The sequence below is a fragment of the Constrictibacter sp. MBR-5 genome (assembly GCF_040549485.1).
Taxonomy (GTDB): domain Bacteria; phylum Pseudomonadota; class Alphaproteobacteria; order JAJUGE01; family JAJUGE01; genus Constrictibacter.
Genome location: NZ_JBEPTK010000001.1, coordinates 567,473 through 581,095 on the forward strand (window position 1 = coordinate 567,473; position 13,623 = coordinate 581,095).

The window sequence follows — 13,623 nt, forward strand, 5'->3', positions numbered from 1 at the left end:
GCCACGGCCGCGACCTGCTCCACTCCGGTGACATTCATCATCGGGAGCAGCCGCGATGCCGTCCCCTGCGATGCCGGCCGCCGCAGCAGGGCCGGGCGTCCGCCACGTCGCCATGCTCGCCTTCCCGCACGCCCAGATGCTCGACGTGGTCGGCCCGCTGGAAGTCTTCGCCGCGGCGAACGCCGTCCGCCGTTCCGAAGGCGGCGAAGCCCTATACTCGATCGGCATCGTCGGCAGCCGGCCGGGTCTGCTGCCGACCGCCAGCGGCCTGCCGGTCACGGCGGACCGCGGGCTCGATGCGGCTGTCGGCGACATCCACACGCTGCTGGTCGCCGGCGGCGAGGGCGTGATCGCCGCACGGCGCGACCGGGCTTTGCTCGCCTGGCTGCGGGACGCGGCGGCGCAGGTCGAGCGGATCGCCTCCGTTTGCACCGGTGCCTTCCTGCTCGGCGAGGCCGGCCTCCTCGCCGGCCGCCGGGCCACGACGCACTGGATGCACTGCGCCCGCCTCGCCCGCGAATTCCCCGACAGCACCGTCGAGCCCGACGCGATTTTCGTCCGCGACGGCCGCGTCTGGTGCTCCGCCGGGATCACGGCGGGCATGGACATGGCGCTGGCGATGGTGGAGGAGGATCACGGGCGCGACCTCGCACTTGCGGTGGCGCGCCGCCTCGTGCTGTTCCTGAAGCGGCCCGGCGGCCAGTCGCAGTTCAGCGCCCAGCTCGCCGCCCAGGGTGCCGCCAGCGCCCCCATCGCGCGCGTCCAGTCGCACGTCCTCGAGAATCCCGGCGGCGACCTGCGCGTCGAGCGCCTGGCCGAGTTCGCCGGCATGAGCGTGCGCACCTTCGCGCGCGCCTTCGCCCGCGAGACCGGCACCACGCCCGCGCGCTTCGTCGAGCGTGCCCGGGTCGATGCCGCGCGCCGCGCCATCGAGGACGGCGCCGCCGGGCTCGACTCCGTGGCCCGCCGCTGCGGCTTCGGCAGCGCCGACACCATGCGCCGGGTCTTCGCCAAGCTGCTCGGCGTCGGCCCGCGCGAGTACCGCCAGCGCGTGCGCCCCGGCATGGTCGCCCCCGCCGCGCCGGGGCCGCACCCCGACCGGGAGATGGGCGCGTGACCGGGCGGACGCGCGTGGTCCGCGTCTTCGTCGCCATCGTCGCCGCGGTGGTGCTCAGCCAGTTCTTCCGCGCGTCGAACGGCGTGATCGCGCCCGAGCTGATGCGCGACGCCGGCCTGACGCCGGAGAGCCTGGGCGTCGTCAACGGCAGCTTCTTCGTGATCCTGGCGCTGGCCCAGATCCCCGTCGGCATCGCCTTCGACCGGTGGGGACCGCGGCTGACCGTGGGATGGCTGACCATGCTGACGGTCGGCGGGTCGCTGCTCTTCGCCGTCGGCGATTCGGCGGCGACCTTGCTGGCCGCGCGCGTGCTGATCGGCCTGGGCTGCGCCGCGAGCTTCATGGGCGCCGTCGTCCTGACGTCGCGCTGGGTGGCGCCGGCCCGCTTCACCCAGGTCCTGAGCTGGGTCTTCGCCCTCAGCAACCTCGGCACGCTGCTGGCGACCACGCCTATGGCGCTCGGCAGTGAAGCGATCGGCTGGCGCGGCGTCTTCGTCGCCGCCGCCGCCGTCAGCGCCGCGATCGGCGTGTTCTTCGTCGCCGTGGTGCGCGACGCACCGCCCGATCTGGAGGCACCGGACAAGCGGCCGGAGACCGTGCTCGCCGTCCTCAAGGGCGTCGGCGAGGTCTGGCGCACGCCGGGGCTCGGCTACGTGCTGGCGATGCACACCGTGGCCTATGCCACGCTGCTGACGGTCCAGGGACTGTGGGCCGGCGCCTACCTGCACGACGTGCACGGCATGGATTCCGTCACCCGCGGCAACGTGCTGCTGCTGATGGCCGCCGCCACGGTCTGCGGCGTGCTGGGCTATGGGCCGATGGACCGGCGCTTCAACACCCGCAAGGGCGTGGTGGCGACCGGCGCCCTGACTACCGCGTCGATCCTGGCCGCACTCGCCCTGGTGCCGGATCCGCCGGCCTGGCTCGCCGCCGGGCTGCTGATCCTCCTCGGCCTCGTCGGCCATTACGGCGTAGTGATCGTCGCCCATGGCCGCAGCCTCTTCCCCGACCGCCTCGTCGGCCGCGGCGTCACGACCGTCAACGTCGCCCAGTCGGTCGGATGCGCCCTGCTGCCCATGCTGACCGGCGCGGTCGTCGGCGCCTTCCCCACGGCCGACGGCATGGCACCCGAGGCCGCCTACCGCGCAGCCTTCGGCACGCTCGCCGTCATCCTCCTGTCGGGCCTGCTGATCTACAGCCGCGCGCGCGATTCGAAACCCTTCGCCGAACCGGCCTGACGAACCGCGCGACGCCGGGGACCGGGGCGGGCGCAGGAGCCGGGACGACCGCACGCCGGGGTCGAAAACCGTCCGGGTTCACGCCACATTCAGGTGGACCCGGCTATTCGGACAGCATGCGCCGCTTCCTCTGCACCCTGGCCCTCGCGACCTTGCTGGCCTCCCCTGCGGGAGCCGGGCAGGACGATGCGCGCCGAGCCGTCCGTTCGGGCGAGGCGCGGCCCTTGAGCGAAATCCTCTCCGGGCTGAGCGGACGCTACCCCGGCCGCGTGCTTGACGCCGACATCGCGGAGCGCGGCAGCGGCGAGTGGACCTACGGAATCCGCCTGCTCGACCCGCGCGGACGGGTGGTCGAACTCGACGTCGACGCCCGCTCCGGGCGGGTGCTGCGCGAACGCGGCGGTGCCGACCGCCGCGGCCAGAGTGGCCGGGACGACGGCGCGCCGCCGATGGGTTTCGCACCGCAGGGTGGCTTCCGCGACCAGGGCGACGACCGCTGGCGCCGCGAGCCGGCGCCGGGCGACCGACGCTTGGAGCGGGACCGCAACACGTACCGGCGGGACCGTGACGATCCGGCCCGCGGCCGCGAATTGGCGCCGGGCGATCGGCGACTGGAGCGGGACCGGAACGCGTATCGGCGGGATCGTGATGATCCGGCCCGCGGCCGCGACCGGCGGCGGGCGATCGAGAACGACCGCCGCCCGGACCGCGATTCGGATCGCGGCGACGCGCGCCGTTACGAGCGGCAGCGCGACGACGGCGACCGCGACAGGCGGCGACGAAACGACGACGGCGGCCGCGAACGGACTCGCGACAGGGACGGGAATCGTGACAGAGACGGCGACCGGGGACGGAGCCGCGACCGTGACTGAGGTCGGCGCGCAGCGGGAGGAACGGCGATGAGGCTTCTGGTCGTCGAGGACGACGAGGATCTGGCGCGGCAGCTGGCCGGCGCGCTGCGCAAGGCGGGCTATGCCGTCGACGTGTCGCACGACGGCGAGGACGGCCACTTCCTGGGCGAGACGGAGCCCTACGACGCCGTCGTGCTCGACCTCGGCCTGCCGGTGATGGACGGCGCCACGATCCTGAAGAAATGGCGCGCCGCCGGCCGCAACATGCCCGTGCTGATCCTCACCGCGCGCGGCGGCTGGAGCGCCAAGGTCGCCGGCTTCGACGCCGGCGCCGACGACTATGTCGTGAAGCCGTTCGAGATCGAGGAGGTGCTCGCCCGCCTGCGCGCCCTCATCCGCCGTGCCGCCGGCGTCGCGTCGTCGGAACTGCGCTGCGGGCCGCTGGTGCTCGACACCAGCACCGGCCAGGTGACGGTGAACGGCGAGGTCATCCGGCTGACGGCGCAGGAATACCGGCTGCTGTCCTACCTGCTGCACCACCGCGGTAAGATCGTGTCGCGCACCGAGCTGGTGGAGCATCTCTACGAACAGGATTTCGACCGGGATTCCAACACGATCGAAGTGTTCGTCGGACGGCTGCGGAAGAAGATCGGCAACGACCTGATCCAGACCACCCGCGGCCTCGGCTACAGCCTGTCGGAGCCGAATGCGGCTTAACTCCCTCGCGCTGCGCCTCGTCCTGGGCGCGGGGCTGTGGAGCGTGGCGGCGCTCGCGGCCGGCGGCCTCCTGCTGTCGGCGCTCTTCCGCGACTATGTCGAGCGCAGCTTCGACCGGCATCTGGCCGTCTACCAGGAGACGCTGATCGGCGGCGCCTTCGTCTATCCCGAGGGCGTCCGCCTCAGCCGCACGCTGGAGGATCCGCGCTTCAGCCAGCCCTATTCCGGCTGGTACTGGCAGATCGACGATCGCGACGGCACCGTCCTCTCCTCGCGCTCGCTCTGGGACGAGGCGCTGAAGGCCGGCGACGGCATCGGATCCGCGCCGGTGCGCTACCGCACCGAGGGCCCGCTGAACCAGCAGTTGCGCGTCGCCGCGCGCTGGATCGAGCTGCCCGGCGGCGAAGCGCCCTACCTCTTCCTCGTCGCCGGCGACACTAGCGAGATCGAGACCGAGGTCGACAGCTTCAACACGACGCTGTTCTGGTCGCTCGGCGGCCTCGGCCTCGTCCTGGTTCTCGCGGTGCTGATCCAGGTGATCTACGGCCTGCTGCCGCTGCGCCGCGTCCAGCGCCAGCTCGCTCGCATCCGGGCCGGCGAGGCGGAACATCTCAGCGGCGACTTCCCAACCGAGATCGAGCAGCTGGCGGACGAGCTGAACGGCCTGCTCGACCACAATGCCGAGGTGATCGAGCGGGCGCGCACCCATGTCGGCAACCTCGCCCACGCCCTGAAGACGCCGCTGGCCGTCCTCGCCAACGAGGCGGCGTCCGACGCCGCCGATCCGCTGGCCGAACAGGTCCGCCGCCAGACGGACCTGATGCGGCGCCACGTCGACCACTATCTGGTCCGCGCCCGCGCCGCCGGCGCCGGCCGGGTGCTCGGCGCCCGCACCGAGGTGGCGCCGGTCGTCGAGGACCTGCGCCGCGCGCTGCTGAAGATCTATGCGAGCCGCGAGATCGCCATCGAGGCGACCGTCGCACCGCACGCCGCCTTCCGCGGCGAACGCCAGGACCTGGAAGAAATCCTCGGCAACCTCATGGACAATGCCTGCAAGTGGGCGCGCCGGCAGGTTGCCGTCACCGCCCGCGTCGACGGCAACCGGCTGGAGATCGTCGTGGACGACGACGGCCGCGGCCTGACCCCGGCGGAGCAGGAGGCGGTGCTGCCGCGCGGCAGCCGCCTGGACGAGAGCGTCCCCGGATCCGGCCTGGGCCTCTCCATCGTGAAGGACCTTTCGGGACTCTATGGCGGCGAGGTCACCCTCGACCGTTCCCCCGCCGGCGGCTTGCGGGCCGTGGTCCGGCTGCCGGCGACGCGGGCCTAGCCGGACGCTGGGGGCCTTTCGCATGGCGAAATGCCGTGCGCGACACCATCTATGACTTTCGCGCGGACGCGATTCCGGCCGGTCCGGGCTGGATGTCGCCCCCGGAATTTCGCCGCGGACGGCCGAATGCCTGCCGTCGCAGCATCATCGTTTCGGACGAAAGGCGAAAGCTATGAACGAGGTCGATGGTGTGGTCACCGAAGCGAATCCCGGCGCCCCCGCCGACCTGCGTTTCGTCGTCGACCAGACGGTGCTCCATCCCAAGCACGGCCTCGGCCGGGTCAAGGGCACCGAGGAGCGGGACGTCGGCGGCGAACGCCAGCAATATGTGATCGTCGACTTCGCCCGCCTGTCGCTGACCGTCGGCATCCCCGAGCGGGCGCTGGCGAACTCCGGCCTGCGTACGCCGATGGCGCCGGAGGAGATGCGGCCGATCCTCGATATCCTCTCCGGGGAGCCGGCACCGGCACAGCGCCAGTGGTCGCGCCGTGCCAGCGAGCACGAGATCAAGCTGAACAGCGGGCAGCCGGAGATGCTGGCGGAGGTGCTGCGCGACCTGTCGCCGCGTCGCGGCCGCGGCCGCGACGGCGTGATCTTTCGCGAGGCGCTCGCGCGGCTGGCGGAAGAGTTGGCGGTGGCCGACGACTCCGACCTGGCGCAGGCTTCGGCGAAGATCGAGGCGCTGTTGCCGCTGGAAGTCCCCGCCGCGCGGGTGCGCTGACCGCCGTCCTTCTACGGACGGGCCTGACTTGAGTCCCTAGGCCGGGGCCCTCGTCAGGCACGCGTCCCGCCCTTTGGTCACTGCTTGGTGTCCGCGTCGCGGAGCGTTCCGCTCAGCGCATCCCCTAGCAGTTCGACGGCTTTCGCCGGTTCTCCCGACGTCGCCGCATCGAACGCCGCGCCGAAGGTCTCAGCGTGGCCGCCATAGGCGAGACAGACGAGGAGGATGCCCGCGGTGATCGCTACATAATGCATCGATCGTCTCTGGTCGTGGTTCCCCCGCTTGGTGAACCCAGGCTGCCGCGACGGGTTCCTCCGCCGTGCCGCCGGCTCCTTGAACGACAGCGCCCCTGCCCATATGTGTTCCGGCGGCATCCAAATCTAACCAGCTGACATCGCAGGATAAAACGGCGCCATGAGCGAGGATACACTGCAGTTCCAGGCCGAGGTGGGGCGCATCCTCCACCTGATGGTCCACTCGGTCTATTCGAACAAGGAGATCTTCCTACGGGAGCTGATCTCCAATGCCTCCGACGCCTGCGACCGGCTGCGCTATGCGGCCCTGTCCCAGCCCGACCTGACCGCCGACGGCGGCGCCTTCGAGATCACGGTCACCGTCGACAAGGACACCGCGACCGTCGCCGTTGCCGACAACGGCATCGGCATGAACCGCGAGGATCTGGTCGAGAACCTGGGCACCATCGCCCGCTCCGGCACCGGCGCTTTCCTGGAACAGCTCAGCGGCGACGCGCGCAAGGACGTGGCGCTGATCGGGCAGTTCGGCGTCGGGTTCTACGCCGCCTTCATGGTCGCCGATCTGGTCGAGGTCACCAGCCGCAAGGCCGGCGAGAGCCAGGCCTGGACGTGGAAGTCGGACGGCAAGGGCAGCTTCACCATCGCCGAATCCGACGCCGACATCCGCGGCACCCGCATCGTCCTGCACATGCGCGACGACGCGAAGGAATTCCTCGAGTCCAGCCGCCTGCGCCACATCATCCAGACCTATTCCGACCATATCGCGGTGCCGATTAGGCTCGCCGAGGCCGGCAAGGACGCCGAGACGGTGAATTCGGCCTCCGCCCTCTGGACGCGGTCGCGCAACGAGATCACCGAGGAGCAATACACCGAGTTCTACCACCATGTCGGCCACGCCTTCGACAAGCCGTGGATGACGCTGCACTGGCGCGCCGAAGGCCGCATCGAATACACGGGCCTGCTCTTCATCCCGACCTCGCGGCCGTTCGACCTGTTCCGCCCGGAGCGCCGCCCCGGCGTGAAGCTCTACGTGAAGCGCGTCTTCATCACCGACGAGTGCGAGGAGGTCGTCCCCGGCTGGCTGCGCTTCCTGCGCGGCGTCGTCGATTCCGAGGACCTGCCGCTCAACATCAGCCGCGAGATGCTGCAGCACAATCCGGTGCTGACGCAGATCAAGGCCGCCGTGGTGCGCCGGGTCCTGGGCGACCTGGAGAAGCGCGCCGAGAGCGACGCCGAGGGCTATCTGGGCTTCTGGGACACCTTCGGCCAGGTGCTGAAGGAAGGCCTCTACGAGGAGCCGGCGCATCGCGACACGCTGCTGAAGCTGGCCCGCTTCCGCTCGACCCGCGACGGCGAGTGGACCTCGCTCGCCGACTATGTCGCCCGCATGCGGCCGGGCCAGGAGGCGATCCACTATATCAGCGGCGGCGAGATCGACGCCCTGCGCCGCAGCCCGCACCTGGAGGGCTTCGCCGCGAAGGGCGTCGAGGTGCTGCTGCTGCCCGACGCCATCGACGATTTCTGGATCCCGTCGGTCGGGGCCTACGAGGGCAAGTCGTTCCGCTCGGTCACCCGCGGCGCCGCGGACCTCGACAAGATCGAGGCCGACCCGGAGAAGACGCCCGAGGAGAAGCCCGAGGCCTCCGACCTCGGCGCGCTGATCGCCGCGTTCAAGACGCAGCTTGGCGATTCCGTGAAGGACGTCCGGTCGTCCGACCGCCTCACCGAAAGCCCCGTCTGCCTGGTCGCCGACGAGGGCGGCATGGACATCCACATGGAGCGGATGCTGAAGATGCACGGGCAGAACGTCCCGCCGACGCCGCGCATCCTGGAGCTGAACCCGCGCCATTCGCTGATCCGCAAGCTCGCGGGCGAAGCCGACTCGCCGCGTACGGCCGACATGGCTCACCTTCTCCTCGATCAGGCCCGCATCATCGAAGGCGAGCCCCTGCCCGATCCCGCCGCCTTCTCCCGCCGCCTGTCCGCACTGCTCGCCGGATAGGACCGTCCGGCCACCGCCCCGCAGCCGCGGCGGGGTCGGCCGCTTGACGGCCTCACTCGCCCGCCCGTAGAACCCTCCCCGACGGTTTCCCTCGGGAATCAAAAGGGAATGCGGTGCGGGCCTCCTGGGTCCCATTCCGCAGCTGCCCCCGCAACTGTAAGCAGCGAGCAGCTCGCCAACCATGCCACTGGGCCCCGCGGCCCGGGAAGGCGGCGAGACGCAACGACCTGCGAGCCAGGAGACCTGCCGTCGGCCGTTGTCGCGCGCGAATACGCTGGGCGGGGTGTCTCGGCGGCAGTCTGAATACCGGTCGGTGAATCCGAGCGGTCGAAGGCCTCGATTTGCGATGCGACCTGCAACCTGCCGCGGGAGCCATCGCCTTGGCCTGCAACTCTCTCCACATCACGACTCCGTCCGCTCGCCCGAACCGCGCCGCCTCACGCCGGCTGGCGCTCGGGGGGCCCTCTCTTCTCGCCATGCTCGTGATCGCCCTTCCGGTCCGCGCCCAAACCGACAGCACCGGCACCACCGCCGACACCCTCGTTCTCGATCCGATCAGCGTCGCCGGTACGGGCATCGCCGGTCCAGGTCCGAACCTCGGCGTCCCCGGCACGGCGGGCAGCCGCCTCTCGCTCACGCCGCTGGAGACGCCCGCGAGCGTCGAGATCATCGACGGTACGACCATCCGCGACCGCGGCCAGCTCGACGTGAACCAGGCGATCGTCCAGAACGGCATCGGCATCAACTTCCTCGGCACCCCGGGCAACGGCGGCACGTCGCTGGGCATGCGCGGCTTCGCCGGACACGGGTCGGTCACGCGCCTCTACGACGGCACGCGCCTCTACCCGGCGTCGGGGACGATCACCTTCCCCTTCGACACCTGGACCGTCGACCGCATCGAGATCCTGCGCGGCCCCGCCTCGGTGCTCTACGGCGAGGGCGCCATCGGCGGCGCGATCAACATCATCCCGAAGAAGCCGCTGACCACCGGCCGGCGCAACGAGGCCCGCACCGTCTTCGACACGAGCGGGCTGAAGGCCCTCGCCTTCGGCAGCGCCGGCCCGATCGACGACGGCTTCGCCTACAATCTCGACGTCAGCGCGAAACACACGGACGGCTGGGTCGAGCGCGGCGACGCGCCCAGCATCGCCTTCTCGGGCGGACTGCGCTGGCAGGCGACGCCCGACATCGCCTTCACCCTCAGCCACGACCACGGCTACCAGCGCCCCAGCGCGTATTTCGGCACGCCGCTGATTGACGGCGAATTGAAGAAACGTCTGCGCGACGAGAACTACAACGTCAGGGACGGCAAGATCAGCTACGAGGATAATCTCACCCAGTTCGAGGCCGAGTGGACGCCCTCGGACAGCCTCGCCCTCTCCTCCACGACCTACTACCTGGAGAGCGACCGGACCTGGCGGAACGTCGAGAGCTATCGCTGGAACGCCGCCACCGACCTCATCGACCGCTCCAGCTACATTGCGATCAACCATGACCTGAAGCAGTGGGGCAACCGCAGCGACGCGACCGTGCGCACCGCCTTCGGCGGCATCGAGAACGAGACGGTCGTGGGTTTCGACGTGAACCGGATGGCGTTCACGCACACCAACAACAGCCCCTACACCGGCAATTCGACCGTCCCGCAGGAGCATTTCGATCCCGGCACTTTCGACAGCCCCGCCCCTTACCGGCCGACCTTCGACGCGGTCACGCACCAGTATTCGGTGTTCCTCGACAACCGGCTGAAGCTGGACGAGCACTGGTCTCTGGTCGGCGGCATCCGCTACGACCATCCCGAGGTCGAGCGGGAGAACCTGCTGAACGGCACGGGCTTCACGAAGACGATGGATTCGTGGAACTGGCGCGCCGGCGTCGTCTATACCCCGATCCCGGACCTCGCCTTCTACGCCCAGTATTCGAAGGCGGCCGAGCCGATCGGCAACATCCTGACGCTGAACGATACGCAGAAGGACTACGAGCTGCCCGTCGGGGAGCAGTACGAGGTCGGCGTGAAGCACGCCTTCATGGGCGGCCGCGGCGAGGCCACGCTGGCCGCCTTCTACATCGACAAGCGCGACACCCTGGCACGTGATCCGAACGATCCGACGATCACGCGTCAGGTCGGGCGCCAGACGTCCAAGGGCATCGAGGCCGCCGTCGGCTTCGCGTTCACCGACACGCTGCGCCTCGACGTCAACGGCACGATCCTGGAGGCGGAATACGAGGACTACGTCCAGGCCGGGGGTGACTTCTCCGGCAAGACGCCGCCGAACGTGCCGCAGGAGGCCGCCAACGCCTGGCTGACCTGGGACTTCGCCCACGACTGGCGCGCCCATGCCGGCGTCCAGTATGTCGGCAGCACCTTCACCGGCGACAGCAACGAGAACAACCGGTCGAGCTACGGCATCGTCAATGCCGGCCTGCAGTGGGACCCGGTCGAGCGGATGACGGTCGGGCTGTTCGTCTACAACCTGTTCGACGAATTCTACGCGACCTCCGGCGGCGACACGCAGCAGATCGTCGGCCGGCCGCTGACGGCCATGCTCTCGCTCGACGTGCGGTTCTGAGACGTGGGCGCCGGGCGGGGCGTCGGCATGCGTGTGGATGGCCTCGCCTGGGGCCCGAAAGGCGGTCCGGCGATCGTCGTCGGCATCTCGTTCGCCGTCGCCCCCGGCAGCATCACCGCCGTCGTCGGCGCGAACGGGGCCGGCAAGTCCAGCCTGCTGCGCTGCCTCTACCGGCAGAACAGGCCGACGGACGGGACGGTGTCGGTCGACGGGCACGACCTGTGGGGCATGTCGCCCCGCACCGCGGCCCGGAAGATCGCCGCCGTCCTGCAGGAAGCTCCGGCGGACTTTCCCTTTCTCGTCCGCGACGTGGTCGCGTCCGGCCGCCTGCCGCATCGGCGCGGCCTGTTCGGCTGGAACCGTCAGGATGCGGAGATCGCCGAGACGATGATCGAGCGATTCGATCTGGCCGCGCTGGCGGACCAGCCCTACGCCCGCCTGTCCGGCGGCGAGAAGCAGCGCGTGCTGCTCGCCCGGGCGCTGGCGCAGGAACCGGGGCTGATCGTCCTCGACGAACCGACCAATCACCTCGACATCCGCCACCAGCTGGAGATCGTGCACCTGCTGCGCGGCCTGGACGCGACCATCGTCACGACGCTCCACGACCTGGAACTGGCGGCCGAAATCGCCGACCAGGTCCTGGTCCTGCGCGACGGCCGCGCCGTCGGCTGCGGCCATCCCGACGACGTGCTGATCCCGGCGCTGATCCGCCGCGCCTTCGACGTGGAGGCGGACATCCGCACCGAGCCGCCCGGCGGCGCGCCGAATAGCGGCGGCCGGCGCTTCACCTTCCGCCTGCCCGGAACCGGCCGCACCGCGGCGGGAGAGGCCCGATGACCGACAAGATACTCAGCCTGCCCGTGCTCCTGCCCCTGCTCGCGTGCATGACCTTCGCGCCGACCGCCGCGGCCGCACCGGTCACCGTGCGCAGCTGCGACAGGGATGTCACCGTCGACCGGCCACCCCGACGGGCCGTGTCGCACGGCTCGAACCTGACCGAGATGATGCTGGCTCTCGGCCTGGAGGACCGGATGGCGGGCTATATCGGCCGGCCGGAGCGGATGCTGAAGATCGCGGACCGGTTCCCCGCGGTGACGCGCCTGCGCTCGCTGCACGCGGGCTACGCCAACCTGGAAGTCTTCCTCGCCGAGGAGGTCGACTTCCTCTTCGCCGGGTGGAGCTACGGCATGCGCGTCGGCGGCGAGGTCACGCCGGAGAGCCTCGGCGCCTTCGGCATCCCAGTCTACGAGCTGACCGAATCCTGCGTCCGGATCGGCCGGCGCGAAAAGGCCTCGCTCGACTTCCTCTACCGCGACCTGACCGACCTGGCCGCGGTGTTCGACGTGGCGCCGCGCGCCGCGGCGCTGATTGCGCAGTATCGCCGCCGCATCGACGCGGTCGAAGCCGCGGTTTCCGCACGCACGGCCGCGCCTCCGAGCGTCTTCGTCTACGATTCCGGCGAGCGCCTCGCCCAGACCGCCGGCGGCTTCTCGATGCCCCAGGCGATCATCGAGGCCGCCGGCGGCGAGAACATCGTCGCCGAGGTCGAGTCGAGCTGGGTGCGCCTCGGCTGGGAGACGGTCGTCGACCGCAATCCGGACGCCGTGCTGATCGTCGACTATGGCGAGGTGACTGCCGACCAGAAGATCGCCTTCATGAAGGACAACCCGGCCTTCGCCTTCGTAACCGCCGTCGCCAAGGACCGGTTCCTGGTGCTGTCCTACGACGAGATGACACCCGGCCCGCGTAACATCGGGGCCGTCGAGAAGGTCGCGGCATTTCTCGGCGACATCGCCGACGGCCGACGATGAGGCGCCGCGCCGCCGTCCTGTTCGTCGCATCGCCCGTCCTGCTGATCCTGGCGGCGACAGCGGCGATCAGCGTCGGCACGGCGGCCATTCCGTTCGACACCGTCTGGGCCATCGTCCTCGACAGGCTCTCGCCGGGCCTGATCCACGTCTCCTGGCCCGCCTCGCGCGCCAGCATCGTCTGGGAGCTGCGCGTGCCGCGGGCGATCCTGGCGATCCTGGTCGGCGCCGGGCTCGGCATGGCGGGCACGGTCATGCAGGGCGTGACGCGCAACCCGCTCGCCGATCCGCACCTGCTTGGCGTTTCGGCGGGTGCCGCCCTGGGCGCCAATGTCGCGATCCTCCTGACCGGCCATCTGCTCGGCCCCTACACGGTGCCGCTGTTCGCCTTCGGCGGCGCGATGGCGGCCACCGGCATCGTGATCCTGACCGCGCGCTTCGCGCAGACCACGGGTGCGGCGCACCTCGTCCTCGCCGGTGTGGCCACCGCCTTCGTGGTGGGGTCGCTCGGCAATGTGCTGATCGTCGTCGCCGATCCGCGCGCCGTCGCCTCGGTCGTCTTCTGGATGCTCGGCGGCTTCGGCTTCGCCCAGTGGGGCAATCTCGGGATTCCGGCGGCGGCCCTGCTCGGCTGCGGCCTCGTCTTCCTGGCGAACGCCCGCCAGCTCAACGGCCTCGCCATGGGCGACGAGACGGCAACGACGCTGGGCATCCCAGTCGGCGCACTCCGCACGCTGCTCCTGGTGACCAACGCGCTGCTGACCGGTGTGATGGTGGCGGTGTCCGGCATGATCGGCTTCGTCGGCCTGATGATGCCGCATATCGCGCGCCTGATGGTGGGCGGCGACAACCGCCTCGTGCTGCCGGCCGCCGCCATCCTGGGCGCGCTGTTCCTGGTCGTGGCCGATATCGCGGCCCGGACCCTCGCCGCGCCGAACGACATTCCGATCGGCGTCGTGACGGGACTGGTCGGCGGCCTGTGCTTCGTGTGGCTGCTGCGCCGTGCGTCGCGGCCCTAGAG

General features: G+C 70.6%; 12 protein-coding genes and 1 riboswitch. Of the genes, 11 read left to right on the forward strand and 1 reads right to left on the reverse strand.

Features of this window, described 5'->3' with window-relative positions; genetic code table 11:
• Positions 1 to 55 precede the first annotated feature (55 nt).
• The 6 genes from ABIE65_RS02675 to ABIE65_RS02700 all read left to right on the forward strand — a co-directional run bounded on the left by ABIE65_RS02675 (position 56) and on the right by ABIE65_RS02700 (position 5,971).
• Positions 56 to 1,117 carry a GlxA family transcriptional regulator gene (locus ABIE65_RS02675; RefSeq protein WP_354075332.1) on the forward strand — a complete coding sequence of 354 codons (1,062 nt, stop codon included), beginning with the start codon at positions 56 to 58 and terminating at the stop codon, positions 1,115 to 1,117.
• Positions 1,114 to 2,355 (forward strand): MFS transporter, encoded by a 1,242-nt coding sequence (locus ABIE65_RS02680; RefSeq protein WP_354075333.1) that lies wholly within the window; start codon positions 1,114 to 1,116, stop codon positions 2,353 to 2,355. The genes ABIE65_RS02675 and ABIE65_RS02680 overlap by 4 nt, the downstream gene beginning before the upstream one ends.
• Positions 2,356 to 2,579: 224 nt before the next feature.
• Positions 2,580 to 3,227, forward strand: a complete 648-nt coding sequence (locus ABIE65_RS02685; RefSeq protein ID WP_354075334.1) for a PepSY domain-containing protein — start codon at positions 2,580 to 2,582, stop codon at positions 3,225 to 3,227.
• Between the two features lie 27 nt (positions 3,228 to 3,254).
• Positions 3,255 to 3,923, forward strand: a complete 669-nt coding sequence (locus tag ABIE65_RS02690; RefSeq protein ID WP_354075336.1) for a response regulator transcription factor — start codon at positions 3,255 to 3,257, stop codon at positions 3,921 to 3,923.
• Positions 3,913 to 5,250 carry an ATP-binding protein gene (locus ABIE65_RS02695; RefSeq protein ID WP_354075337.1) on the forward strand — a complete coding sequence of 446 codons (1,338 nt, stop codon included), beginning with the start codon at positions 3,913 to 3,915 and terminating at the stop codon, positions 5,248 to 5,250. The genes ABIE65_RS02690 and ABIE65_RS02695 overlap by 11 nt, the downstream gene beginning before the upstream one ends.
• Positions 5,251 to 5,422: 172 nt before the next feature.
• Complete coding sequence (locus ABIE65_RS02700) at positions 5,423 to 5,971, forward strand: CarD family transcriptional regulator (protein ID WP_354075338.1); 549 nt, start codon at positions 5,423 to 5,425, stop codon at positions 5,969 to 5,971.
• Positions 5,972 to 6,048: 77 nt separating this feature from the next.
• Here the strand turns inward: ABIE65_RS02700 and ABIE65_RS02705 are convergent, their stop codons facing one another.
• Complete coding sequence (locus tag ABIE65_RS02705; RefSeq protein ID WP_354075339.1) at positions 6,049 to 6,225, reverse strand: hypothetical protein; 177 nt, start codon at positions 6,223 to 6,225, stop codon at positions 6,049 to 6,051.
• Positions 6,226 to 6,385: 160 nt separating this feature from the next.
• Between ABIE65_RS02705 and htpG the strand changes: the two genes are divergently transcribed.
• From htpG to ABIE65_RS02730, 5 genes are all read left to right on the forward strand, one after another.
• On the forward strand, positions 6,386 to 8,227 hold the full coding sequence (gene htpG / locus ABIE65_RS02710) for a molecular chaperone HtpG (RefSeq protein ID WP_354075340.1): 1,842 nt from the start codon (positions 6,386 to 6,388) through the stop codon (positions 8,225 to 8,227).
• Positions 8,228 to 8,292: 65 nt separating this feature from the next.
• Positions 8,293 to 8,492, forward strand: a riboswitch (cobalamin riboswitch).
• Between the two features lie 211 nt (positions 8,493 to 8,703).
• A complete protein-coding gene (locus tag ABIE65_RS02715; protein ID WP_354075341.1) occupies positions 8,704 to 10,794 on the forward strand; it encodes a TonB-dependent receptor in 2,091 nt (696 codons plus the stop codon).
• 27 nt (positions 10,795 to 10,821) lie between these two features.
• On the forward strand, positions 10,822 to 11,631 hold the full coding sequence (locus ABIE65_RS02720) for an ABC transporter ATP-binding protein (RefSeq protein WP_354075342.1): 810 nt from the start codon (positions 10,822 to 10,824) through the stop codon (positions 11,629 to 11,631).
• Positions 11,628 to 12,605: an ABC transporter substrate-binding protein gene (locus tag ABIE65_RS02725; RefSeq protein WP_354075343.1), complete on the forward strand. Its 978-nt coding sequence runs from the start codon at positions 11,628 to 11,630 to the stop codon at positions 12,603 to 12,605. The genes ABIE65_RS02720 and ABIE65_RS02725 overlap by 4 nt, the downstream gene beginning before the upstream one ends.
• Complete coding sequence (locus ABIE65_RS02730) at positions 12,602 to 13,621, forward strand: FecCD family ABC transporter permease (RefSeq protein WP_354075345.1); 1,020 nt, start codon at positions 12,602 to 12,604, stop codon at positions 13,619 to 13,621. Before ABIE65_RS02725 ends, ABIE65_RS02730 begins: the two co-directional genes overlap by 4 nt.
• Positions 13,622 to 13,623 lie beyond the last annotated feature (2 nt).

Excerpts from the sequence above, each read along its gene's own strand:
- ABIE65_RS02675 (WP_354075332.1), top strand. The coding sequence starts at position 56 with ATGCCGTCCCCTGCGATGCCGGCCGCCGCAGCAGGGCCGGGCGTCCGC.
- ABIE65_RS02690 (WP_354075336.1), top strand. The coding sequence starts at position 3,255 with ATGAGGCTTCTGGTCGTCGAGGACGACGAGGATCTGGCGCGGCAGCTG.
- ABIE65_RS02695 (WP_354075337.1), top strand. The coding sequence starts at position 3,913 with ATGCGGCTTAACTCCCTCGCGCTGCGCCTCGTCCTGGGCGCGGGGCTG.
- ABIE65_RS02700 (WP_354075338.1), top strand. The coding sequence starts at position 5,423 with ATGAACGAGGTCGATGGTGTGGTCACCGAAGCGAATCCCGGCGCCCCC.
- ABIE65_RS02705 (WP_354075339.1), bottom strand. The coding sequence starts at position 6,225 with ATGCATTATGTAGCGATCACCGCGGGCATCCTCCTCGTCTGTCTCGCC.
- htpG (WP_354075340.1), top strand. The coding sequence starts at position 6,386 with ATGAGCGAGGATACACTGCAGTTCCAGGCCGAGGTGGGGCGCATCCTC.
- ABIE65_RS02715 (WP_354075341.1), top strand. The coding sequence starts at position 8,704 with ATGCTCGTGATCGCCCTTCCGGTCCGCGCCCAAACCGACAGCACCGGC.
- ABIE65_RS02720 (WP_354075342.1), top strand. The coding sequence starts at position 10,822 with ATGCGTGTGGATGGCCTCGCCTGGGGCCCGAAAGGCGGTCCGGCGATC.
- ABIE65_RS02725 (WP_354075343.1), top strand. The coding sequence starts at position 11,628 with ATGACCGACAAGATACTCAGCCTGCCCGTGCTCCTGCCCCTGCTCGCG.
- ABIE65_RS02730 (WP_354075345.1), top strand. The coding sequence starts at position 12,602 with ATGAGGCGCCGCGCCGCCGTCCTGTTCGTCGCATCGCCCGTCCTGCTG.